18 protein-coding genes are annotated in these 21,778 nt (G+C 57.3%); 9 read left to right on the top strand and 9 right to left on the bottom strand.

The window, feature by feature from the left end; genetic code table 11:
* Positions 1-2: 2 nt before the first annotated feature.
* Complete coding sequence (locus LIO64_RS00205; protein ID WP_290547440.1) at positions 3-1,475, bottom strand: carbon starvation CstA family protein; 1,473 nt, start codon at positions 1,473-1,475, stop codon at positions 3-5.
* Positions 1,476-1,815: 340 nt separating this feature from the next.
* Between LIO64_RS00205 and LIO64_RS00200 the strand changes: the two genes are divergently transcribed.
* The 3 genes from LIO64_RS00200 to LIO64_RS00190 all read left to right on the top strand — a co-directional run bounded on the left by LIO64_RS00200 (position 1,816) and on the right by LIO64_RS00190 (position 8,075).
* On the top strand, positions 1,816-2,523 hold the full coding sequence (locus LIO64_RS00200; protein WP_290547439.1) for a PEP-CTERM sorting domain-containing protein: 708 nt from the start codon (positions 1,816-1,818) through the stop codon (positions 2,521-2,523).
* Positions 2,524-2,889: 366 nt separating this feature from the next.
* Positions 2,890-3,666 carry a PEP-CTERM sorting domain-containing protein gene (locus LIO64_RS00195; protein ID WP_290547438.1) on the top strand — a complete coding sequence of 259 codons (777 nt, stop codon included), beginning with the start codon at positions 2,890-2,892 and terminating at the stop codon, positions 3,664-3,666.
* A 125-nt stretch (positions 3,667-3,791) separates the two neighbouring features.
* Complete coding sequence (locus LIO64_RS00190; protein WP_290547437.1) at positions 3,792-8,075, top strand: sulfatase-like hydrolase/transferase; 4,284 nt, start codon at positions 3,792-3,794, stop codon at positions 8,073-8,075.
* 287 nt (positions 8,076-8,362) lie between these two features.
* Here the strand turns inward: LIO64_RS00190 and LIO64_RS00185 are convergent, their stop codons facing one another.
* Positions 8,363-8,635 carry a hypothetical protein gene (locus tag LIO64_RS00185; RefSeq protein WP_290547436.1) on the bottom strand — a complete coding sequence of 91 codons (273 nt, stop codon included), beginning with the start codon at positions 8,633-8,635 and terminating at the stop codon, positions 8,363-8,365.
* Here LIO64_RS00185 and LIO64_RS00180 point away from each other — a divergent pair, their 5' ends adjacent.
* Complete coding sequence (locus tag LIO64_RS00180) at positions 8,636-9,115, top strand: transposase (protein WP_290547435.1); 480 nt, start codon at positions 8,636-8,638, stop codon at positions 9,113-9,115.
* A gap of 194 nt (positions 9,116-9,309) precedes the next feature.
* Here LIO64_RS00180 and rbfA read toward each other — a convergent pair whose 3' ends face one another.
* The 3 genes from rbfA to nusA all read right to left on the bottom strand — a co-directional run bounded on the left by rbfA (position 9,310) and on the right by nusA (position 13,227).
* Positions 9,310-9,687, bottom strand: a complete 378-nt coding sequence (gene rbfA, locus LIO64_RS00175) for a 30S ribosome-binding factor RbfA (RefSeq protein ID WP_290547434.1) — start codon at positions 9,685-9,687, stop codon at positions 9,310-9,312.
* A 144-nt stretch (positions 9,688-9,831) separates the two neighbouring features.
* Positions 9,832-11,889: a translation initiation factor IF-2 gene (gene infB, locus LIO64_RS00170; RefSeq protein ID WP_290547433.1), complete on the bottom strand. Its 2,058-nt coding sequence runs from the start codon at positions 11,887-11,889 to the stop codon at positions 9,832-9,834.
* Between the two features lie 42 nt (positions 11,890-11,931).
* On the bottom strand, positions 11,932-13,227 hold the full coding sequence (gene nusA / locus LIO64_RS00165; protein WP_290547432.1) for a transcription termination factor NusA: 1,296 nt from the start codon (positions 13,225-13,227) through the stop codon (positions 11,932-11,934).
* Positions 13,228-13,481: 254 nt separating this feature from the next.
* Here nusA and LIO64_RS00160 point away from each other — a divergent pair, with 254 nt between their 5' ends.
* Together LIO64_RS00160 and LIO64_RS00155 are read left to right on the top strand one after the other, a co-directional pair.
* Positions 13,482-14,243, top strand: a complete 762-nt coding sequence (locus LIO64_RS00160) for an exodeoxyribonuclease III (RefSeq protein ID WP_290547431.1) — start codon at positions 13,482-13,484, stop codon at positions 14,241-14,243.
* 41 nt (positions 14,244-14,284) lie between these two features.
* Positions 14,285-14,905 (top strand): non-canonical purine NTP pyrophosphatase, encoded by a 621-nt coding sequence (locus LIO64_RS00155; protein ID WP_290547430.1) that lies wholly within the window; start codon positions 14,285-14,287, stop codon positions 14,903-14,905.
* 57 nt (positions 14,906-14,962) lie between these two features.
* Here LIO64_RS00155 and LIO64_RS00150 read toward each other — a convergent pair whose 3' ends face one another.
* The 3 genes from LIO64_RS00150 to LIO64_RS00140 form a co-directional block, all read right to left on the bottom strand.
* Positions 14,963-16,096, bottom strand: a complete 1,134-nt coding sequence (locus LIO64_RS00150) for a hypothetical protein (RefSeq protein WP_290547429.1) — start codon at positions 16,094-16,096, stop codon at positions 14,963-14,965.
* Positions 16,097-16,108: 12 nt separating this feature from the next.
* The gene (locus LIO64_RS00145; RefSeq protein ID WP_290547428.1) at positions 16,109-16,954 is read right to left on the bottom strand and encodes a DUF2167 domain-containing protein; all 846 of its coding nucleotides are present in this window, start codon (positions 16,952-16,954) and stop codon (positions 16,109-16,111) included.
* Between the two features lie 108 nt (positions 16,955-17,062).
* A complete protein-coding gene (locus LIO64_RS00140; protein ID WP_290547427.1) occupies positions 17,063-17,638 on the bottom strand; it encodes a class I SAM-dependent methyltransferase in 576 nt (191 codons plus the stop codon).
* 163 nt (positions 17,639-17,801) lie between these two features.
* On the opposite strand from LIO64_RS00140, the gene LIO64_RS00135 reads away from it, so the two are divergent.
* The 3 genes from LIO64_RS00135 to LIO64_RS00125 all read left to right on the top strand — a co-directional run bounded on the left by LIO64_RS00135 (position 17,802) and on the right by LIO64_RS00125 (position 21,049).
* Entirely contained in the window at positions 17,802-18,716 is a 915-nt protein-coding gene (locus LIO64_RS00135) for a DUF362 domain-containing protein (protein ID WP_290547426.1), read from the top strand.
* 76 nt (positions 18,717-18,792) lie between these two features.
* Entirely contained in the window at positions 18,793-20,553 is a 1,761-nt protein-coding gene (locus LIO64_RS00130) for a 4Fe-4S binding protein (RefSeq protein ID WP_290547425.1), read from the top strand.
* 253 nt (positions 20,554-20,806) lie between these two features.
* On the top strand, positions 20,807-21,049 hold the full coding sequence (locus LIO64_RS00125; protein ID WP_290547424.1) for a hypothetical protein: 243 nt from the start codon (positions 20,807-20,809) through the stop codon (positions 21,047-21,049).
* Between the two features lie 22 nt (positions 21,050-21,071).
* Here the strand turns inward: LIO64_RS00125 and LIO64_RS00120 are convergent, their stop codons facing one another.
* Positions 21,072-21,671 carry a GNAT family N-acetyltransferase gene (locus tag LIO64_RS00120; RefSeq protein WP_290547423.1) on the bottom strand — a complete coding sequence of 200 codons (600 nt, stop codon included), beginning with the start codon at positions 21,669-21,671 and terminating at the stop codon, positions 21,072-21,074.
* Positions 21,672-21,778: the final 107 nt, after the last annotated feature.

Raw genomic sequence — 21,778 nt, 5'->3', positions numbered from 1 at the left:
AATTACGGGTTGGACTCTTCCACTTCCTCCATTCCGGAAGCACGGAACAGGCAGAGCACGCCGATGACGGCCACCAGCAAGACGCTGGCGATCAGGGAGGCCTCATAGCTGAAGCCGCACATTTCCGGGCTGGAAAACAGGTACTGGAGCACAACCAGGCTCAGGAAGGCGGCAGGAACGGCTGCCGTCCAGTAACAGCGGTTTTTGCTGCGCAGGTAGACGGAGACGGCCCAGAGCGTGGCGGCGGCCAGGAGCTGGTTGGCCCAGCCGAAGTATTGCCAGATGATGGCGTAGTCCATGCTGCTGACGGCAATGGCCACGGCAAAAAGAGGAATGGCGATCATCAGGCGGCGGCTCAATTGTTCCTGGTTCAGCTTGAAGCAGTCTGCGATCATGAGGCGCGTTACCCGCAGGGCGCCGTCCCCCGTGCTGATGGGAAGGATGACGACGCCTATCATGACCAGAATGGATCCGGCGTGCCCCATCCAGGATTCGGAAATCATCTGAATGGCCAGGGCAGGGGTTTTGCCGTTGGCAGTAGCCATTCCCAGGGCTTCCGGAGAGCCGTAGAAAGTCAGCGCGGCGGCGGCCCAGATAAAGGCGATGATCCCTTCCGTAATCATGGCGCCCCCGAACACGGGCAGTCCTTCACCCTCCGTTTTCAGGCAGCGCGCCATGAGCGGGGACTGGGTGGCGTGGAAGCCGCTCACGGCTCCGCAGGCAATCGTGATGAACATCACGGGGAAGAGGGGAAAGTCCGCCGGGTGGCGGTTCCGGAAGAAATCCAGGTCCGGGAGCACTTCCATGCGGGGAATGTGCATCCAGTACGGCATGAAATCCGCCAGGGGCATCAGGAGCATCACGCCCAGAATGCCGACCACCATGATGATCAGGGCTATGGAAAAGAAGGGGTATACCTTGCCCATGATAGCCTGGATAGGGAGGATGGTAGCCAGAAAATAATAGCCGAAGATGATCCACACCCAGGAGGAAATGCTCCAGCCCGTCATGGGGGCCAGGATGGCGGCCGGTCCCACGGCGAAGACGACGCCCACCAGCACGCTGAATACGATGCACGCGGCGCGGCTGATCCACTGGGCCTGGCTGCCCAGGTAGCGGCCCAGGATTTCCGGCAGGTTTTCACCCTGGTGGCGCAGGGAAATCATGCCGGAAAAATAGTCGTGCACCATTCCGCCGAAAATACAGCCGAACACGATCCACAGCAGCGCTGCGGGACCGTACAGCACGCCCATCACGGCCCCGAAGATGGGACCCAGCCCCGCAATGTTCAGCAGCTGGATCAGGAAAACGCGCCAGCGGGGCATGACCACGTAATCCACGCCGTCCGTGCAGGCCACAGCGGGTGTGGGCCGGGCGTTGTCCGGACGGAAGATCCGCTCCAGCACGCGCCCGTAGGTGAAATAACCGGCCGTCAGGAACAATATCCCCAGGATGAAATAGCAGTAACCGTTCATGTTGGAAAAACGCCCGGCCTTCTGTGTGGGCAGGCAGGTCGTTCGTGGAACTTAGCTGTTATCCGGGCTTCTGGCAAGCCGTTATATGAGGCGGGAAAAAGCGTAGAACGGATTTGGAATCCGAAGTCAACGAAAAAAATCTGCGGAAAAGTTGGTTAGGGATAATAGGGCATATAAGGATAACAGGAATAACAAGGGTTGGCAAAATTCCCCTATTGCCCCTATTACCCTTATATTCCCTATGAATAGGCCTACTTGATGGCGGCTTTTACTGATCACGGATTCCAAATCCGGTAAAGGGGGAAAGTAATTTCCATCCACCACCACCTCACTCTTATTTATGAAGAAAACATTAATACTTATTGCCTCTCTGGCTTCCTGTTCGTTGTCTGCCCAGGCTGCTACCTTGTGGACAACTACTTTCGGAAATGCGGCTCAATCCACCGCGACGGATGTAACGCTCACCAACACGGGAGAGATGTCCGGCATCACGGGAACCGTTGATTCCCTGAAGAAGACCCTGCACAACGGTGGAGCGGAATCCGATTGTTCTTTGAAGACAATTGGGGCCTTGGGACAGAATTCCTCCCTGTTCACTCCTGATGTCAATGTACAAACGAATGCCGGCGGGTCATGGACTGCTGGAATGATCTTTACCAATGGAGGCGCCCAGACATGCTCCATCACTTCCGTCACGATGACCATGATTTCTTTTTCCGGGGAAGGCAAGGTACAAAGCGCACCGAAAGATTTTTCTTTGACGTTGAACATCGGCGGACAGATGGTGGACGCTACTGCTACGATTCCGGGAGGCAACGGATCAACCGGAACTCCGGTGACTTTGACTTTTAGCCAACCGATAGAGATGGGAGCCGGAGATACGCTGAATTTTTCCGTTCTTGTCGATAAGGCTACTCAGACAGACGGTTCTTTTTTCGGCATCAAGTCCATGGAATTCCAGGGAGCACTTCAGGTTCCTGAACCGGCCACGGCTTCTTTGGGGCTGCTGGGGCTGGCTGTTTTGATGATGCGCCGTCGCAGAGCCTGATTTTCCGGAAGTCCGTAGTTATTCAATATCAAGCAGCCCTGTGGATTCGGCCTAAAGAGCGGTTTTTGCGTTCTATCCGGAGAACTTAACTATTCTCCCCCATTCTGGTAAGCCATAAGTGAAAGAGCAAAAATACGGAACGGATTGCCAATCCGAAAAGAAATTCGATGGGCCTTACTTATTGTATTGGTTGCAGACATTCTATGCGTTGCATCGGATTAAATTTTCCGGATAGGAAATGACTTTTTAAAAATGGACCCATGCCGTTTTCTATCTAAACATTTCTTTTTGATCATTTATTGTTGACTTCGGATTGGCAATCCGCTAGGGAATAAGGGTTGTTTCCATTCAACATCCCCCCTAGTTATGAAGAAAACATTAATACTCATTGCCTCCCTGTCTTTTGGAACGGCGGTTTCACAGGCCGCGGTGCTGTGTTCCACTACATTTAACCGGACAGGAACCTCCTTGGATACCGTCACCGTGAATACGGTATCCGACGTCGGCCTCACTTCCTCCACTTCGATCAGTACCGGGGATTTTCACAAGAGTACTACTGGAAATGATCTGCTTGGGAATGGTTCCATTCCCGCGACCGTATTTTCTCCCAACGCGAATGTCGGGAATGCGGATAATAATACATGGAGCGTTTCCTTCACCTTCACCAATACGAGTGGCCAGAATATGTCCATTTCTTCCATTGATTTGTCCATGATCGGATTCACAAGCGGCGGCGAGCCTCAGCATGGGGCGGGAAATGGCGTTGTTAACATGCCCGCGGATGCAGGCTGGATAGGCGGCAATAGTGACGGGAATACAAACAAACCTATTAATCTGACCCTTGCCATAAGCGGTCAGGCAGACCAGATGCTGACTTATAACGGAGCTACGTCAACGAATGGCAGTGGGACATGGGAGGGCATCCGGACCGGCAGCTATAATTATGATAATCTTGTGCTGGGAGCGGGTGATAATCTGATCATCACCATCACCGCCTCCAAGAACAGCGCTTATAGCTCCGGTTGTTTTGCCGGTCTCACCGGCATCCAGATTAACGGTGAATTGATGGTTCCGGAACCTGCCACGACATCCCTGGGGCTGCTGGGATTGGCCGCGCTGATGATGCGCCGCCGTAGAGCCTGATTCTCAGTGCTCCCGCCGATATTTGATCTCTCCAAGCCGCTCTGTGGATTCACTCCCGAAGAGCGGCTTTTTCTCTTGATATAGAAGTGTTTTTTTGATTCACCTCACCTTTCTTTACCATCATTATGTTCCTGCTGCGTTTGTTCCCCGTTCTGGTGTCCTCACTGTTATTTTTGAATCCGTTAAAAGGTCAGGAGGTGAATTACGTCTGGAAAGGTTCCTCGACTGACTGGACAAAAGAAGATAATTGGAGCGTGAACGGGGCTCAGCCGTCAGCCGCCCCCGGTGCGGCGGTTTCCGCCTACACGCACTGGATGCTTACGGACAAGAATTCAGTAGGAAAGACCAATATAGGCGGTCTTGCCGGAGGCCGGTACCTGAAGGGGATACGGGTGGAGGGGATCGGCAGTCCGTCGGGAGGGGGGCTCCAGCTTTTCGTGTTGAATTCCGGTTCCACCGCGCATTTGCGCGTGGCGGACGGCGGCATCACCGTGGAAAACGCGAGTATGGGCGGCTACAATACGGACTTCGGTATTGCCCGGCTGCGCGTGGCCGCGGACCAGGAGTGGCATGTGGCTGAAGGCCGTAGCTTTTATGTGGGACGGGACAGTCCAGCTCCCAGTGACGGGGCATATTCCCTGGATACGGAAAAAGAGGTTCCCTATCGCGTGACGCTGACGGGCTCCGGAGCCGTGCGCATTGGAAAAGGAATGCTGCTGAACAATATTTCCAAAAACATCGGCTTTGTCATGAGTGCCGGGAAAGGAGCGCCCACTCTGGATCTAACGGATCACGGCATGGAACATACGATTACGGTGGAGGACGTCGGCCGCCTGGAAGGCATGCTCCTGTACGGGGGATCCCTGGTGACGCGGGAAAACGCGGCCGTGACTTTTTCCGAAACCACGGCGAAGGCGTCCGGTCAATGGAGCATCGGGACGGGAACGTCCTTTGCCCTGGAAGACGCCACGCTGGATCTGACGGATGCGGGAGTGGACGGGGACGTGACGCTTTCCGGCGCCTCCGGCATTACCGGTGGTAACGGGGCGCTGAACCAGACGATTCTGGATGACGCCCGGGTGACTTATACGAACCGGCATATGCAGGCCGGGGAAATCCGGAGTGTAGGCGAAAACGTAACGATTACGCTGAATAATTCTTCCATTCACTTTGACGGAGAAATTCCGGCGGTGGACCTGGTGGTGCAGGGAAACTGCACGCTGGGTGGCAGCGGCGCGTTCCCTGGAACGATCACGCATACGCCGGGCAGCAGTCTTGCCGTGGATGGGGATATTTCCCTTCCCAGTTCTGCCCTGACGCTGGGGCGTGCCCATGTGAGCACCCTGGACGGAGTGCCGCAAAACGCAGCCGTACAGCCGGAAAACCCCTCCCAGCAGGCACGGGAATACGTCGTTCTGTTTGATTCCTCTTTTGAGGATTTCATTGCCTCATGGCCGGGCAGGCATACGCTGGGCGTGCAGTTCAAGCCGGAGATGACCGCTTCCATCACCGTGAAAGAATTGCCGAAGGGGGCGGTTTCATGGAACTATGACGAAGGCTCCAAATTACTGACGCTCCAAACGGATGTGGCCGTCAAGCCGGAGATGCCGGCCGGCATTTCCGGTTCCAAGCCCAACATCATCTTTGTGCTGGTGGATGATATGGGCTGGGGGGATTTGAGCGTCAACTGGACGCAGCAGGACAAGAATGGACGCGAGGTTACCCGTAGCAACAGCTTCAAAACGCCTACCCTGGATACCATGGCCGCGGAAGGCATGCAGCTGCGCCGCCATTACAGCGCCGCTCCGGTTTGCGCCCCCGCCCGCGCCTCCCTGCTGCTGGGCGTGCACCAGGGGCATTCCCGCGTGGTGCGCAACAACACATTCGACTACCCCATTGAAAACTCCCATACGCTGGGAAGCCTGCTGAAAGAGGCCGGGTATCACACCGCGGCCATCGGCAAATGGGGCATAGGCGGAGCGGGGCAGAGCCCTAAGGCGCTGACTGCCGCCCCCCATATGCGGGGATTTGATTATTTTTACGGTATCATCAAGCATTTGTCCGGCCACTTTCATTATCTGAAGGACGGGAAGCAGGAAGTCTTTGAATATGATGACCAGGGAGAGAAGACATGGACCGATATCAGCGGGAAGATTCCCGCCTCCGCGTATGATACGGACCTGTTCGGGGCACGGGCCAAAAAGTGGATCATGGACCATCATGGAAAAACTCCCAACCAGCCTTTCTTTCTGTACCTGGCCTTTCCCGCCCCTCACGGCTGCCTGTCCGCTCCCGCCTGCCCCTATCCGGCCGGTCTTGGGAAAACCGGAGGGCTGCAATGGGAGGAAAAGGACGGGTATGCCGCCAGTAATACGGGGGCTGCCGGCTGGTCCGGAGTGGGGAGCGTTCCTTTCACCGTTGACAAGACCGGCGAGGAGACCACTTTCCAGATAGATGGCTATGTTTATCCGGAACATACGCAATTCGGAGTTACGGAAGGGCGCCACGCCACCATGATCCGCCGGGTGGACGACGTCATCAAGGACGTGATCCAGCTGTTGAAGGATCTGAACATTGACGATAATACGATGATCGTCTTCACTTCCGACAACGGTCCCCATAATGAAGGCGGTTCCGGCAACTACAACAACGGGGCCCAGAACCCTTCCTATTTCAAGAGCTACGGCATGATGGACGGCATCAAGCGCGACTGCTGGGAAGGCGGCATGCGCGTTCCCACGGTGGTGCGCTGGCCCGGGAAAATTCCTTCCAACGGCATCAGCCTCCACGCCTGCCAGTTCCATGACTGGATGGCCACCTTCGCGGATGCGGCGGGTGTTCCCGTTCCGTCCCGTTGTGACGGCGTTTCCCTGCTGCCCACGCTGGCGGGAGTTCCGGATCGCCAGAGAAACGGAGTGATTTATGCGGAATATTCCCAGCCTGGCGGCAGCACTCCTTCCAATAATGGCGATTTTCTGGTTGCACACAGGGGAAGGGGACGTACCCAGCAGCAAATTGTCTTTGTGGACGGGTTCAAGGGAGTGCGCGTGGACGATGCCGACCCCGGAACGGATTTTGAAATCTATGATACGAAGAACGATCCCCAGGAAGCCCGCAACCTAGCTTCTTCCCGCCCGGATCTTCAGGAAAGAATGAAGGCCCAGGCCCTTCGCATGCGCCGTCCCTCTCCTACGGCAGTCACGAATTTTGATTCCGGTTATATCCAGCCGGTAGCCGCGTTATCCGGACTGAAGGAGGGAGGGCTGCGCTGGCGCGCCTGGAAACGCGGGTTTGGCTGGGTGCCGGATTTCCGCCAGATGGAAGAAGCCCCCGCCGCCACGGGAACTACTAAAACGTTGGATGTCCTGGATGTGAATGCGGGCTTTTCCGGCGAAAAAGGCGTGGAACTTACAGGCTACCTTAAAGTTCCGGTCACGGGGGAATACACATTCTATCTTCAGACGGATTCCAATACGGGCTCCAAGGCGTTTGTCCACCTGCATGACATGCAGCTGATTGATGCGGATTATGTCTATATTTCCGGAAATGAGGTGGCATCCAACGCCCGGGAAGGCGTTTCCAGCGATGTTTCCCCCGATGCGAAGCAGCCGGTGAAGCTTACCGCGGGGATCCATCCCATCCGGATTGGCTATGTAGGGAAAACCGGCGCTTCCTCTCTTTCCATGCGCTGGGAGAGCAAGGAAGCGGGCATTGAAAAGCAGGATATTCCCGCCAGCGCCTTTTCCTATGAATACGTCAATCCCGTCAATATCGACAAGACGGAAGAAACGGTGGGATTTGCCGCCACCACCACGACACTGACGGTTCAGACGCAGCTTCCCTGGACGGTTTCCTGTGACCAGCCCTGGGTTACGGTGACTCCCTCTTCCGGTGCTGGGACTGCCGTGCTGGATATTGCGGTGGAGGCTAACGGGCAGCAAACGGAGCGGACGGCCCTGGTGACCATTCTGTGCGATGGAGAAGAGAGGACGTTCACGCTGAACCAGTCGGGAAAACCCGCCCCGACCGGATACGATAAATGGACCCAGGATCATTTCGGGGAAGGAGCGCCGGGAGACCAAACGGCGCCTGACGCCTGCCCGGCCGGAGACGGCATCACCAACCTGATGAAATATGCTACGGGCCTGGACCCCAACAAACCGTGCGGAAGCGTGACGAAGCTGACCATTCAGGAGGACGGGGGGAAAAAATACCTGCTTCTTTCCTGGCCGGTAAACCCGGAGGCGACCGATGTGACCTTCAGCGTGGAGAGTTCTTCCGACCTGAAGGTCTGGACGGATGAAGGAACTGTTGCTCCGAACAACACGAACGGTGAATTCCGTGATACGGTGACGGTGGAAGAAAGCGGTCCCGAGCGCCGGTTCCTGAGATTGAAAGTGACGAGGTAATCCAGAGGGAATCTCCACTTCAGTTCGGAAAAAGCGGGTGATAAAGGCCGGGAAACCGGGCGAGCCCGGTTGGACGGAAAGCTCAAGCTTGAAGCCCATGGAAAGCGGGTGTTGATGAAGGCCGGGAGGTCTTCATTCCCAGGGCAGCTTTTCCTCCAAACCACGGGAAATTGCCTGTTCCCCGCGTTTTCTGCTGGCCGCCCTTTGGGAACAAGGGCCTCCCGGCCCTTGTAAAAGCCCTGTTGTTTCACCCCGTCCTGGTTTGAGTGCTGAAGGCCGGGAGGCCTTCATTCCCAGGGCAGCTTTTCCTCCAAACCACGGGAAACTGCCTGTTCCCGCGTTTTCTGCTGGCCGCTCCTTTGGGAACAAGGGCCTCCCGGCCCTTGTAAAAAGACTTCCGGAAGCACGGGTTCATTCCATTTTCCATAACCGTTCCCTTGCATAAATAAATTCATTGAATAACCAAAATATTTCCATAATATCCATTCATGGGATATTATACGGGACCGTATCACCGCGGTATTCATCTGCCGCATTACGATCAGGGTCGTCTTCTGCATATGATCACCTATCGTTTGGGAGACAGCTTGCCGGATAATGTTCTGCTGCGCTTGAAACATGAGACGGCAGAGCTGCCGCAGGAACAGCGGGGAATAGAGCGAAAAAGAAGGGTGGAATACTGGCTCGACCAGGGACATGGGTCATGCCTGCTCAGGCATCCGGATTGTGCCCGGTATGTAAAAAATGCATGGGAATTCCATGATGGGAAGTACTACGATTTGGATGCTTGGGTGGTAATGCCCAATCATGTTCATCTGCTAATGGAAGTTTATGAGACTTCCCAGTTGGAAAAGATCATCAGGATGTGGAAAACGTTTTCCTGCCGGTTGATTAACAAAAGAGTGGGACGGAAGGGAACGTTATGGATGCCGGATTATTTTGATCGTTACATCAGGGATGCAAGGCATTTTGCAAATGCACGCGTTTATCTGGAAAGGAATGTCCGGAAGGGGGGGAGTCCTGTGGCATTTGCCTGGTAGGAACGGCCTTCAACATGGTGCGGGAAGCGGGCGTTGATGAAGGCCGGGAGGCCTTCATTCCCAGGGCAGCTTTTTCTCCAAACCGTGTGAAGCTGCCTGTTGCCCGCGTTTTCTGCTGGCCGCCCCTTGGGAACAAGGGCCTCCCGGCCCTTGTAAAAAGACTTCCGGAAGCACGCTTCCCTTCCGGCAGGTTCCTATTCTTCTTCCTCTCCCGGTTCGGCGGGCGGGGCTTTGGGAAGGTTTTTGTCAATGTCTTCCAGAAGATTGACCAGGTCAACGCCGCGCTGGGCGGAGTCGTCCAGCCGGAACGTCAGGCGCGGCGTGTTGCGCAGCACCACGCGCTTCGCTACGGCGGACTGGATGAGTCCATGGCGGGAGTTTAATTTTTCCAGCACCTGGGAGGGTGACATTTTTCCTACCACGCCCACCCATACTTTTCCTTCTTTCAAATCGTCCGTCACTTCCACTTCAATGACGGTGACAATCGTGCCGGGGAATTCAAAGTCCTTCTGGATGGTGGTGCCTATTTCCCTGCGGAGGAGTTCATTTACCTTGTCAGTGCGTCTGCTCATATGAAGAGATAGAGTGATGGATGATCCGATTGGTTCAATCGAAGAAAGAAGAATGAAGGAGAAAGGACAGGGATGGAGCTTCTTTGAACGCCCGGCGGAGCGTGAAAGGGGCGTCCATCCCTGTTGCCTGATTCCTGTTTAAGGTTACAGGGTCTGCTGGATTTTTTCCAGCGTGTAGCATTCGATAATATCGCCCGCCTCGTATTCGTTGAAGTCGCCCAGGCGGATGCCGCATTCCAGGCCGGCCTTGACTTCTTCCACTTCATCCTGGAAGCGACGGAGGGTGGACATTTTGCCGTCAAAGACGGGAGTCTTGTCACGGATGACGCGCGCTTCACAGCTACGGAGGATTTTTCCGTCCTCCACCATGCAGCCCGCCGCGCGGCCCTTGTTGAGCTTGAAGACCTGGAGCACTTTGGCGTGGCCGATGATGGTTTCACGCGTTTCCGGTTCCAGAAGGCCCAGCATGGCGTCCCTCACCTGGTCAATGAGTTCGTAAACGATGGAGTACAGTTTTACCTGCACGCCTTCCCGCTTGAGCAGTTTCACGGCGTTGGCCTCCACCTTGACGTTGAAGCCCAGGATGACGGCGTCCGAAGAGGAGGCGAGAAGCACGTCCGATTCCGAAATGGGACCTGCGGACGCGTTCAGGAAGATGCATTCCACCTTGTCCGACTGGATGTCCAGAATGGCCTTCTTGATGGCCTCCACGGAGCCCTGCACGTCCCCCTTCAACAGGATCTTGAGCTGGGCTTTCTGGGTGCCGTCCCCCATCATGGCGAGCAGTTCCTCCATGCGGGCCTTGCGCGGCTGGGCCAGGCGCTGCTTGCGCAGTTCTTCCTGGCGTTCTTCGCCCAGTTTCTTGGCGGCGCGTTCGTTTTCCATTTCCACGAGTTCGTCGCCCACGTTCGGGGTTTCGGAGAACCCGGTGATTTCCACGGGCATGCCGGGGCCCACCTTCTTGACGCGTTCGCCGTGGTCGTTGACCAGGGCGCGCACCTTGCCGGCGTACGGGCCGCAGATAAAGGGCATGCCTACGCGGATGGTGCCGCTTTCCACGATGGCCGTGGCGGAGCTGCCCGTTCCGGGTTCCACGCGGGCCTCAATGATGGAGGCGCGGCAATTGGCCTTGGGATTGGCCTGGAGTTCCAGCACTTCCGACTGGAGGACGAGCAGGCCGAGCAGATCGTCAATGCCGTCCCCGGTCAGGGCGGAGACTTCCACGCATTCCACGTCGCCGCCGAAGTCCGTGGGAACCAAGCCTTCCTCCATCAGGCCGCTCTTGGTCTTGACGGGGTCTGCGGCCGGAAGGTCGCATTTGTTGATGGCTACGATGATCGTCTTGCCGGCCGCCTTGGAGTGGGCGATGGCTTCCCTTGTCTGGGGCATGATGCCGTCATTGGCGGCCACCACCAGCACCACAATGTCCGTCACGTCCGCGCCGCGGGCGCGCATTTCCGTAAAGATGGCGTGGCCCGGAGTATCCAGGAAGGTGAGGGTGCTGCCGTTATAGTCCACTGTGTAGGCGCCGATGTGCTGGGTGATGCCCCCGGCTTCCCCCTTGGCTACGCGCGTTTTGCGGATGTAGTCCAGCAGGGATGTTTTACCGTGGTCCACATGGCCCATGACGGTGATGATGGGCGTGCGCAGGATAAGGGTGGCCTTGGGTTCTTCCACTACCGGCACCGGTTTGGGTTCCTTGACCGGTTCCTGCTGGGCTTTGACGCCGCCGCCCTTTTCCCGTTTTTCACGGGCGAAGGTGTAACCGTGGAGGTCGCAGATGGCGCTGACGGCATCCGCGTCCAGCGGCGTGTTCGGGTTCGCGAAGATGCCCATGCCCATCAGGTCCTTGATGATCTGGAAGGGCTTGGCCTGGAGCATGCCGGCCAGCTCGGAGACGGAGACGGGCGGCTTGAGGTTGATGATTTTATCTTCTCCGGAGTCCGTTTCCCGGGATGCAGGCGCGGCAGGTTCTGCGGCGGGTGCGGCCTGGACAGGAGCGGGAGCCGGTTCGGCAGGAGCGGGTTTGGGCGCTTTTTTCTTGGGGCCGGAAAGCAAGTCGAGAGCTTCTTTCTTGACCGGGGCAGGACGGGAGGGTTCCGGTGCGGGTTCCGGCTTGGGTGCGCGTTTCTTTTTGGGAGATCCGCCGATCAGATCCAACACTTCCTTTTTGGGTTCGTTCTCTTCTTGTTTATTAGGCATCTTAATTTAAGTTTGTTAGATATTGAGCGCCGCGCTCAATGGTTATTGGGAGATGAGGTCCCGGGCCTTGTCCAGGATCTGGGCTGCTTCCTCTGCGGGAATGCCCATGCTTTCCGCGATGTCGGAAGCTTCAAATCCGGTGAGGGCTACCAGGTCCGTTCCTCCCATGGTTACCAGGCCCATGGCGGTTTCTTCCGGAATTTCCAGTTGTTCGCTGAGGGTCTTGGCCGCGGCCTGGCATTGGCGCATCACTTCCTCGGCCGCCGCCTGGTTCTGGCGTTTTTCTTCTTCCTGGACGTCAAAGACGCGCACCTGGACGTCCCAGCCCATCAGGCGGGAGGTGAGGCGGGCGTTCTGGCCCCTGCGGCCGATGGCCTTGGAGAGGTCCTTGTCATCCTGGACGATGACGAAGATCTTTTTGGCTTCTTCGTCCACGGTGATTTCCCGCGGTTCCACGGGGCTGAGGGCTTCCCGGACGAAGGTGACGGGGTCTTCCGTCCATTCCAGGATGTCCACTTTTTCATTGTTGAGTTCCCGGACGATGTTCTTGACGCGGGCGCCGCGCATGCCTACGCATGCCCCCACGGGGTCCACCTTGTCGTCATGGCTGATGACGGCCACCTTGGTGCGGTAGCCGGCTTCACGGGCAATGCCGTGGATTTCCACGGTCTGGTCTCCTATTTCCACTACTTCCGATTCAAAGAGGCGGCGCACCAGGTTCGGATGGCTGCGGGAGAGGATGACTTCCGGGCCACGGGCTTCCGTGCGTACTTCCACGACGTAGAAGCGCATGCGGTCGCCGACGCTGTAATCTTCATTCGGGACTCGTTCCCGGGAGGTCATCACGCCTTCGAATTTGCCGAGGTCCACAAAGATGTCCCCCTTTTCAAAGCGGCGGATGGTGCCCGTCACCAGATCGCCGGCACGGTCCTTGAACTCGTCGTAGAGCATTTCCTTTTCCGCATCCAGCAGCTTCTGGAGCATGGTCTGGCGTGCAGTCTGCACGGCAATGCGGCCAAAGCCCTTGGGCGTGATGTTGGTGGGAAGGAGATCGTGCAGCACGGCGTTCTGGTCCAGTTTGACGGCCAGAGACAGGGGAATCTGGTTGAATTTGTCGGAATACTCTTCATCCGGCACCACTTCCAGGTCTGCAAAGATGCGCACCTTGCCCTTGTCCACATTGATTTCAGCCCTCAGGTAATTGATGCTGCCGGAACCGGGAACCATCTTGCGGTAGGCGGAGAGAAAGGCGGATTCCAGAGCGAGAAGAATTTTTTCACGGGAGAGTCCTTTTTCCCTCTCGTAGTAGTCAATCAAAGCTTTAATATCGTTTGTCATGAGTGTGGAGGAGTGTGATGGATAGACAAAAAAGAGCGGGTCGACAGACCCACTCTCGAGTGTCTCTCGGGGTGTTTGCCTATTTAAGTAAGCATGAGGGGGAGGTTCTGGCAAGAAAAAACGCTTGTTCTATGCGGCATGCAAAAGATTGGAGATGATTCCGGAAGAAGGATTTTCAACGGGGTCCCGGAAGGGGGTGCGGCGGGGGTGTTTGAGGGCTTGACGGAACCGGTAAAAACGGGAAGTATGCGTGCATGAAACTCGTTTCATGGAACGTGAACGGATTGAGGGCGATTCTTGGCAAGGGAATGGGGGATGCGATGGAGGCGCTGGAGCCGGACGTCCTCTGCCTCCAGGAAATCAAGGCGCGTCCGGAACAGGTGAATGACTTGTGGCTTTCCTCCTGGCCCTACCAGCTTTGGAATCCGGCGGAGAAGGCCGGTTACTCCGGAGTGCTGATTCTCAGCCGGGTGCAGCCCCTTTCCACGTCCACCGGAATCGGCTGCCCGGAGCATGACCGGGAGGGGCGCGTGTGCACGATGGAGTTTGAACAATTTTATCTGGTCAACTGCTATACTCCCAATTCACAGGGAGCCTTGGCGCGCCTTCCTTACCGGGAACAGTGGGATGCGGCGTTCCGCAATTACGTGGCGGCCCTGGCGGCGGTCAAGCCGGTTGTTTTTTGCGGAGACCTGAATGTGGCCCACCAGGAGCTCGACATTGCCCAGCCCGAAGAGAACCGTTTTTCCGCCGGGTTCAGCGATCAGGAGCGCGCCGGGTTTACAAAGCTGCTTGAGGCCGGGTTTACGGATACGTTCCGCTTGTTGCATCCCGGGGAACAGGGCTGGTACAGCTGGTGGTCCTACTGGGGCGCAGCCCGTGTGCGGAACCTGGGGTGGCGGATTGACTATTTTTGCGTTTCCAATCCGCTGGCTTCCAGGGTGAAGGGGGCCTCCATCCATGCGGACGTGACAGGGTCCGACCATTGCCCCGTCAGCCTGGAGATCGACTGCTGAGCGTCGTCTTTCCCTATGTTTTTTAACTTCAAAAGAAATTCATGATGATGGAACAAGCATTGCCTCTGCTGGTAGTCGCCACGCGCAACGCCCACAAGACCGGGGAAATCCGCGCCATGCTGGCCGGGAAATGGGAAGTGAAGGACCTTTCCGACTATCCTCAGGCGCCTCCCGTGGATGAAACGGGAGTCACGTTTACGGAGAACGCCACGCTGAAGGCGCTTTCCGCCTCCAAATGTATTCCCGGCGTCCTGCTGGCGGATGATTCCGGATTGGAAGTGGATGTGCTGGACGGCCGTCCCGGCGTCTGGTCTTCCTCCTTCGGCGGGGAGGAAGGGAACCACGCGCGGAACAATCTCCACATGATGGAGGAATTGCGGCGCGCCGGAGTCCGGCGGGGGGACAAGCCTTCCGCACGGTTCCGCTGCGTGATGGTGCTTGCCAGGAACGGCCGCGTATTGGCGGAGTTTTCCGGTTCCGTGGAGGGCCACATGCTGACAGAACCGGCCGGGGAAGGGGGATTCGGTTATGATCCCCTGTTTGTTCCGGAAGGCCATGACCGGAGTTTTGCCCAGCTTCCCATGGAAGTGAAGAATTCCATGTCGCACCGCGCCCGCGCTCTGGCTCAGGTGGTGGAGTGGATGAAGGAACACCGGGACTGAAAACGCCGGAAACGGTCCTCTGTGAGGGAATTTCCTGTCGTGTACCTGCGGGGAAAATCAGGATTTTGGCTCTTCCCTGTGTGCAGGGAGAGGCCGGAGGGAGATGCCGGGACAGGCTGGGCATGCCTCCGCTTCCGTCCGGTAAATGCCCAAGCACCGGGGACAGTACCGCGTACATCCGTCGCTTTCTTTCCATTCCGGTTCTTCCTCTGGAGGGAGAGTTCCGCAGTGTTCCAGATAGGCGTGCAGGTTTTCGTATTCTTCCCGGCAGGCTTTCCGGAACCGTTCTGCCGTGTCAGGAGAAGAGGCCGGCCCCGGAACGGGATAGCGGGCCTCCCGGAGCAGCCGGGACAGGAAGGGGCGGCGGTGGCGTACCGGAAGCAGGGCGCAGGCCCATGCCGCCGGATGATAACGGCGGCCCAGCGGCAGGGAGAGGGATTGCGCAGCTCTTGCGGTGCTTGGAGGATACAGCAGGAAATGGAACAGTTTGCCCCACCGTTCTCCCCGGCGTTCCGGGTACAGTTTCCGGTGAATGCGGAAAAACAATCCGGCGATGCTCCATCCGGTCAGAAAAATCAGGGCGGCGGAAAGCAGGAAGGCCGCTCCCGGCGGCAATAGATGAAAAAGTAACGGAGGCAGTGCAAACATGGCCAGGAGTTGCACCGTTCCCAGAAGACGGAGGGGCAGGGTGAGCCGCTCCATCCGCTGAACGGCCCTCCTGACAGTGCCGGGATGCCCCCGGAGGGAGGGGAAGCTGCGGAGGGCAGCCGTCCGCTTTTCTGGCGTTCCGGAACGAAGGGCGTTTAGCTGGTTCATGACGGCTGCGGCCATGCCCTCATCCTGAAAACGGGCAAAGGAGGCGCCGTTGATGCAGAGCCGGGAGCTTTCCACAGAGAGGGCGTTTATTTCTTCCCACCGTATTTCCCTTCCCGTTTCCCGGTGGATGATTCCGGCAGGATGAAACAGGAGGGGACAAGGAGAGCTGAGCACTGCAAGCCGCCAAGGAGCCAGGGGCGGCAAGATGGCCAGGAACCCGTGCCGGATGGCCATGCCTTTTCCTGCCTCCTGAGCCCTCCAGCAGCGCCCCAGCGGACCGGGAAGAAAAAGAACGGCGTCTTTCCCGGCGATCAGGCAGCATTCCACCAGGTAAAGAACGGCCAGGAGAAGGAAGGTGGTTTGTTCATCGCTCATCCGCCGCGGTTGTCAGGATTGCTTTTTCTTAAAGAATTTTTTGATGAAGGCTCCGGCTGCGGCCAATCCGGCTACGATGAGCTTCCAGAATGATTTGAAAAAGCCGCCTTTGGCGAGCGCCGCCGCGCCGCCGCCGGCAACCAGGGCCATCAGGCCGTATTCAGCCACCTTGTCTCCGGAGCGGTATTCCCCGTACTTCTGCCCCGCCTGGTAGTCAAATCCTTCCAGCCATTTCCGGTAAACCGGCAAGTCCTGGTCAATCGTTTCAGGAGCGGTGATGAGCGTCACGGTCATGACTCCCTTGCGGCCCAGGATGCGGGTGTTGACGTTCAGGTTGTCCACGCCCTCGCTTTCTCCGGTGATGATCCATTCCAGATTGTGAGTCCCTTCATCGTAATAGGGTTTTTTATACCAGCCTTTGATGTACATGGGCGCCGCTCCCATTTTGGCGCGTTCCTTGTTGGCTTCCGCGGTGTTTTTCCGGAGGCTGTCCATCAATTCGTCCGGGTCCAGGTCGTCCTTCTCATCGTCCTTCACATAGCCTACCGGGTCAAATTCAAACACGGCGATGCAGTGGTCCCCCAGCACGCTGCCCAGTTCCCCTCCTTTCGACGGGTTGCCCAGCCGCTTCATCAGCCTGGAGGTATCCGTGCCGTTCAGGTAAATGCATCCCCCCGGAAGCTTGACTTCCGCGATGGTTTTCAAACGCAGCGTTCCCGGTCCCTCCTGGATATTCAATCCCTGCAACGGGTCCTGGCTTTCCTCCGGCTGCTGGGCGGTGGCGAAGTTTGTCGCCAACAGGGAGAGGCTGCAGGCGGCGGCCACTGTAAAGCCGCGGCGTATATGTTGGATATTCATGTCTTCCACCTTACTCAGGCATGGGTTGAATTCAAGAGGATTATGGCGGAACGGAGCTTGCGTCCGAAAGGGGCGGGGAGAAGATCCGGCAGAGGAATCCGGGAATGGTCAGTCCAGCCTGAACGCGCAGATCTGAAAGGGGGCAGGGGAGGCGGTATTCAGCAGCTGGTATTTGCCGGTGCGCCAGGAATGATGGGGCAGCCGGGAAAGGAAGGCTTCCACGGCTTCCGCTTCCACATCCCCTCCTTCATGGCCGGGATAGCACATGACGCTGAGAAGGCCGTTTGGAGCGATGAGGGCTGCGGCCTGTTCCAGCGCCGCCAGGGTGCAGTCCGTCCTGGTGACCGTTTTTTTATCCCCGCCCGGCAGATAGCCCAGATTGAAGACGACGGCTTTCACGGGGCCGCCGACCAGTTCTGCCAGGCGGTCATGGCTGGCAAGATGGAGATGAACGGCGGGAGTAAGCAGCCCCGCTTCCTCCAGGCGTTCCCTGGTGGCGCGGATAGCTTCCTCCTGCACGTCAAAAGCATGCACCTGCCCGGCAGGACCGGCCAGACGGGCCAGGAAAACCGTGTCGTGCCCGTTGCCTGCCGTGGCGTCCACCACCGTATCCCCGGGAAGCACGACGTTGCGGATCCAGTCATGCGCGCAGGTGAGGGGACGGCTGAGCAGGGAGCATTTCATGACCGGGTTGTATAAGAGCGGCGGTTGTATGACAATTCGTTTATAAAATTTCTGTGTAGAAAGGATGACAGGTTGTTTTTTCAGGGAACGTATGTTAGAAAAGAGAATGAAACCTTGCCCATGCTTCTGCATGCAGAAATGAACCACTGACTTTACAACGAAAATGACTGACAGACGTACTTTTTTAAAAGGGACTGCCGCCGTAGGAGCGCTTGCAGCCATATCGGACATGGATTCCCTGTTCGCCCAGGAGGCCGGAGCCCCGGCGTCATCCGGCATTCCGGACCTGGTAGCAGTCCGCAACGGCACCCGTGCAGAGATGGTGAAGAAGGCCGTGGATACGCTGGGCGGCATGCAGGCCTTTGTCAAGCCGGGCCAGACCGTCGTGATCAAGCCGAACATCGGCTGGAACAAGGCTCCGGAATTCGGTTCCAACACTCATCCTGAAACCGTAGCCACGCTGGTGGAGCTGTGCAAGCAGGCGGGGGCGAAGGAAGTCCGGGTTTTTGACCACTGCTGCCATAACGGCGCCTATGAAGGCAGCGGCGTGAAAGAGGCCGTGGAAAAAGCCGGAGGCGTGATGGTGGACGGTGGCAATGAAGGGCAATACGTTCAGACGGAAAACCCGAAGGCCAAGAAATTCACTTCCGCCAAGGTGCACAAGGCCGTGCTGGAAGCAGACGTTTACATCACCTGTCCCCCGCTCAAGCACCACAGCGGTTCTGAAATGACCGCCTGCATGAAGAACGTGATGGGTACTGTCTGGGACCGGGGCGCCATGCATAAGAACGACTTGCACCAGTGCATTGCGGACGCCGTATACTTCCGCAAGCCGGACCTGTGCGTGCTGGACGCCTATATGCCGATGGTGCGCAACGGCCCCGTAGGGAAGGACACGAATGACCTGGTGGAGCGCAAAACTCTTCTGGCCTCCCGTGACATCGTCGCCATTGACGCCGCAGGCGCAGCCCTGCTGAACAAGGCCGGAAAAATCCGCCATGTGCAGCTGGGAGAAGAGATGGGGCTGGGTACCGCGGACCTTTCCAAGCTCAACATCCGCCGTATCAACATGGCCTGAGGCGGCGCTTTCCCTCCCCTCCTGCGGATGACGCGGAGGGGAGCAACTTTCCGCCCCGGGCGGGTTTATTATTGATATGTCAGTCATCAAAGCCTTTTTCGTCAGTCCGCTGAAGTGGCTCCGCGTGACGGTGGCCGTCATTTTCTTCCTCGGGATTGCGTATGCTTTCCTGCACCATATTCCCGCGTGGAATGTGCCGAACATGACAGGGGGCGGGGAAGGCATGGAGGCTTCCTTTTCCCTGGCGCAGTGGCAGTTTGTTCCATCCATGCTGGGGGCTATGAACGGGGTTGCCGTTTCTGCCGTGATTCTGGCGGTGCTGCTGGTGCTCACGCTGTTGTTCGGCCGCGTGTATTGTTCCTTCCTCTGTCCGCTGGGGATTTTTCAGGACATCGTTTTCAGGATCCGCCGCTGGATGGCGCCGAAACGTTTTTTAAAGTTTTCGCGCCCCGTGCCATGGGTTCGGTATGTGGTCCTGGGATTGCTGGCCGCCTGCTGTGTGGCGGGACTGGCCGGGCTGTCCCTGAATTGGCTGGACCCGTACAGCATTTTCGGGCGCATCATGTATGTGCTGGCGTGGCCTACCGCTATCTGGGGGAACAATCTGCTGGCGGCGGACAGTTCTTCCGCAGACCTGGTCCGCATGAACTATTTTCCCGTGGCCTTTCCGGCTCTGCTGGCTTCCGCCGGCATGCTGGGCCTTGTGGTGGTCATGAGCGCCTGGAAAGGGCGTCTGTACTGCAATACGGTGTGCCCCGTGGGCACGCTGCTGGGACTGCTTTCCCGCGTTTCCCTCTTCCGGCTGGGTTTTGATCCCGCCACCTGCAAGAAGTGCGGCAAATGCATCAAGTCCTGCAAGGCGCAGTGCCTGAACCTGAAGGAATACAAGATAGACTCTTCCCGCTGCGTAGCTTGCTACGACTGCGTGCGGTCATGCAGCGAAGGGGGAATACGCTACCGCTGGTTTACCAAAACGCGCCGGCTGGTTCCCGCCAGGAAGAAAAAAGCCGCGCCGGTTCCCGTTCCCCCTTCCTCCGCCGTTGCGGCTCCCGTCGTCGCCGGAAGTTCACGACGCCAGTTTCTGGGGGCTACCGCAGCGGGTCTGGCCACCACCGCCCTTTCCGGCTGCCGGGGAAACGCCGCCGGAAAGCTGGACCCCACCCAGTGCGTGCTTCCCCCCGGGGCAGGTTCCCTGGAACGTTTTCTGGACGTATGCACCGGCTGCCAGATGTGCATCGCCAACTGCCCCACCCATGTGCTCCAGCCGGCCTATTTGCAGCTTGGCCTCAAGGGATTCATGAAGCCCCGGATGGATTTTTCCACCAAATACTGCCTTTACGACTGCCACCGCTGTGCGGAAGTCTGCCCCACGGGCGCCATCCAGAGGCTGCCCATTACGGCGGACAGGGATACGACGGAAATCACGAAGGATACCACACGTATCGCGGTGGCCCAGTTTTACGTCTGCCGCTGCCTGGTTGCCCGGGAGGACATGGACTGCGGCGCCTGTACGGAGCATTGCCCTACCAAGGCCCTTTATACGGTTCCCTACACGGGGCGGGATGGACAGGAGCACCGTCTGCCCAAGCTGGACCCTTCGCTGTGCATTGGCTGCGGCGCGTGCGAGCATGCCTGCCCGGTCACTACGGAACGGCCAGAGGAACGCACGCGGCTGAAAACCTGCAATTTGTGTGAGGAAAAGTGCGAATTTAAGCAACATGGGAAAATGCCTCCCCGGGCTCTTATCGTCCGTGCCGTGAATCCCCAGCAGAAAGCCGTGAAGAAATTTGAGGAAAAAGCCGTGGACCCGGTGGGCGATACTGATTTTCCGTTCTGAACATGGCTGAGAGAGTTTGGGGCACGCAGAATCCACAGGGTGCCTGTGATGAGGAGGAGAGGAACAGGGGGAGGGTGATTCATCCATCTTTCGAATTCCTTTTTCTCCTTCCCGGCTTCATTCAGAACATTCTGTCCGGCAGGGCCAATCCAATGCCTGTAAAAGAGGTGGGGCATTCATTTTCTCCTCTCAGGTAATTTTTTCTTGCCCCCGGGAATAGAAACCCTTTTATTTGCTGCAAACAAAAGAGTTAATGAGTATATGGGATATCATTGAGGATTTTATCCTGGGCAGGCTGTGGGATGCCTTCTGCTTTTCTTCCCTCTACCCGGAAGAATGGACCTTGATGCGGTTCATCAATGCTTTTTTGCTGATGTGTGCGGTGGTGTTTCTACTGGCCGCAGGAATGTTGGGCTGGTCGCCTTTCCTGATTGCGGCAGGTCTTCTTCTGGCAGGCTGCATTACCCGGCTGGTGGTATGGAAGATGATGAAATGAAGTCGGTCGCAGGGGATAGAAGCTAAACCTTCTTTTCCAGAAACACCGTGGTCATGCCGCCTGCTTCCTTCCGGCCTAGTTCCGTATAGCCCAGCTTGCGGTATAGATACAGAGTTTCCGGGGTGTCTGCGGAAGTGAACAGGAGGTATCCGGCGGCTTTTTCCCGGAAGCGCTCTTCCAGAGCAAGCATGAGTTGTCGGCCGATTCCCCTGTTCCGGCAATCCGGAGCTACGATGAGCTTGCCGACATGGCAGACTTGCGAAGTATCCAGGCAGCCCCGGACGGACCCGATGATACGGCCGTTTTCCGTATATTTGAGGAATACGCTGTGCCGGGCTTCTTCCTGTAAATCTTCCAGGGTTTGTTCCAGGGGCGGGAGGGTTGTGAATCCCAGCCGCCTTGCCACTTCTCCGAAGGCGAGAAATTGAAGACTCAGAATTGCCGGAAAATCTTCCTGGGACGCTTGCTGGATCATGTTTCTATCATGGTTCCGGGGAAGGGAGGAATCTATGAAAAAAAGCAGGATGTCGTTATTCCGGGCGTTCCGGGGCCGCGCGGCCGCTCGGATATGCCTGTGCAGAGGATAGTGATTCACCGTTTGAGTGACGATGTAATCCTGCATGGTTGATGGGTGAACGGTTCTTTCCCGGCAAGAGAAATAGTAAGGGTTCTTTCTTGGCAGGATAAGAGAAATGCCTTATAAAGGAAGTTTTTGAATGGCCTGTTTCC

Source organism: Akkermansia sp. (genome assembly GCF_020860705.1).
GTDB lineage: Bacteria > Verrucomicrobiota > Verrucomicrobiia > Verrucomicrobiales > Akkermansiaceae > Akkermansia.
Note: the sequence above shows the minus strand (reverse complement) of the source record. Positions and strands in the feature narration are given on the sequence as shown.

What these genes read in the sequence shown, in the direction of transcription:
- LIO64_RS00205 (WP_290547440.1), bottom strand. Translation starts at nt 1,475, where the DNA reads ATGAACGGTTACTGCTATTTCATCCTGGGGATATTGTTCCTGACGGCC.
- LIO64_RS00200 (WP_290547439.1), top strand. Translation starts at nt 1,816, where the DNA reads ATGAAGAAAACATTAATACTTATTGCCTCTCTGGCTTCCTGTTCGTTG.
- LIO64_RS00195 (WP_290547438.1), top strand. Translation starts at nt 2,890, where the DNA reads ATGAAGAAAACATTAATACTCATTGCCTCCCTGTCTTTTGGAACGGCG.
- LIO64_RS00190 (WP_290547437.1), top strand. Translation starts at nt 3,792, where the DNA reads ATGTTCCTGCTGCGTTTGTTCCCCGTTCTGGTGTCCTCACTGTTATTT.
- LIO64_RS00185 (WP_290547436.1), bottom strand. Translation starts at nt 8,635, where the DNA reads ATGCAGAAGACGACCCTGATCGTAATGCGGCAGATGAATACCGCGGTG.
- LIO64_RS00180 (WP_290547435.1), top strand. Translation starts at nt 8,636, where the DNA reads ATGATCACCTATCGTTTGGGAGACAGCTTGCCGGATAATGTTCTGCTG.
- rbfA (WP_290547434.1), bottom strand. Translation starts at nt 9,687, where the DNA reads ATGAGCAGACGCACTGACAAGGTAAATGAACTCCTCCGCAGGGAAATA.
- infB (WP_290547433.1), bottom strand. Translation starts at nt 11,889, where the DNA reads ATGCCTAATAAACAAGAAGAGAACGAACCCAAAAAGGAAGTGTTGGAT.
- nusA (WP_290547432.1), bottom strand. Translation starts at nt 13,227, where the DNA reads ATGACAAACGATATTAAAGCTTTGATTGACTACTACGAGAGGGAAAAA.
- LIO64_RS00160 (WP_290547431.1), top strand. Translation starts at nt 13,482, where the DNA reads ATGAAACTCGTTTCATGGAACGTGAACGGATTGAGGGCGATTCTTGGC.
- LIO64_RS00155 (WP_290547430.1), top strand. Translation starts at nt 14,285, where the DNA reads ATGATGATGGAACAAGCATTGCCTCTGCTGGTAGTCGCCACGCGCAAC.
- LIO64_RS00150 (WP_290547429.1), bottom strand. Translation starts at nt 16,096, where the DNA reads ATGAGCGATGAACAAACCACCTTCCTTCTCCTGGCCGTTCTTTACCTG.
- LIO64_RS00145 (WP_290547428.1), bottom strand. Translation starts at nt 16,954, where the DNA reads ATGAATATCCAACATATACGCCGCGGCTTTACAGTGGCCGCCGCCTGC.
- LIO64_RS00140 (WP_290547427.1), bottom strand. Translation starts at nt 17,638, where the DNA reads ATGAAATGCTCCCTGCTCAGCCGTCCCCTCACCTGCGCGCATGACTGG.
- LIO64_RS00135 (WP_290547426.1), top strand. Translation starts at nt 17,802, where the DNA reads ATGACTGACAGACGTACTTTTTTAAAAGGGACTGCCGCCGTAGGAGCG.
- LIO64_RS00130 (WP_290547425.1), top strand. Translation starts at nt 18,793, where the DNA reads ATGTCAGTCATCAAAGCCTTTTTCGTCAGTCCGCTGAAGTGGCTCCGC.
- LIO64_RS00125 (WP_290547424.1), top strand. Translation starts at nt 20,807, where the DNA reads ATGAGTATATGGGATATCATTGAGGATTTTATCCTGGGCAGGCTGTGG.
- LIO64_RS00120 (WP_290547423.1), bottom strand. Translation starts at nt 21,671, where the DNA reads ATGCAGGATTACATCGTCACTCAAACGGTGAATCACTATCCTCTGCAC.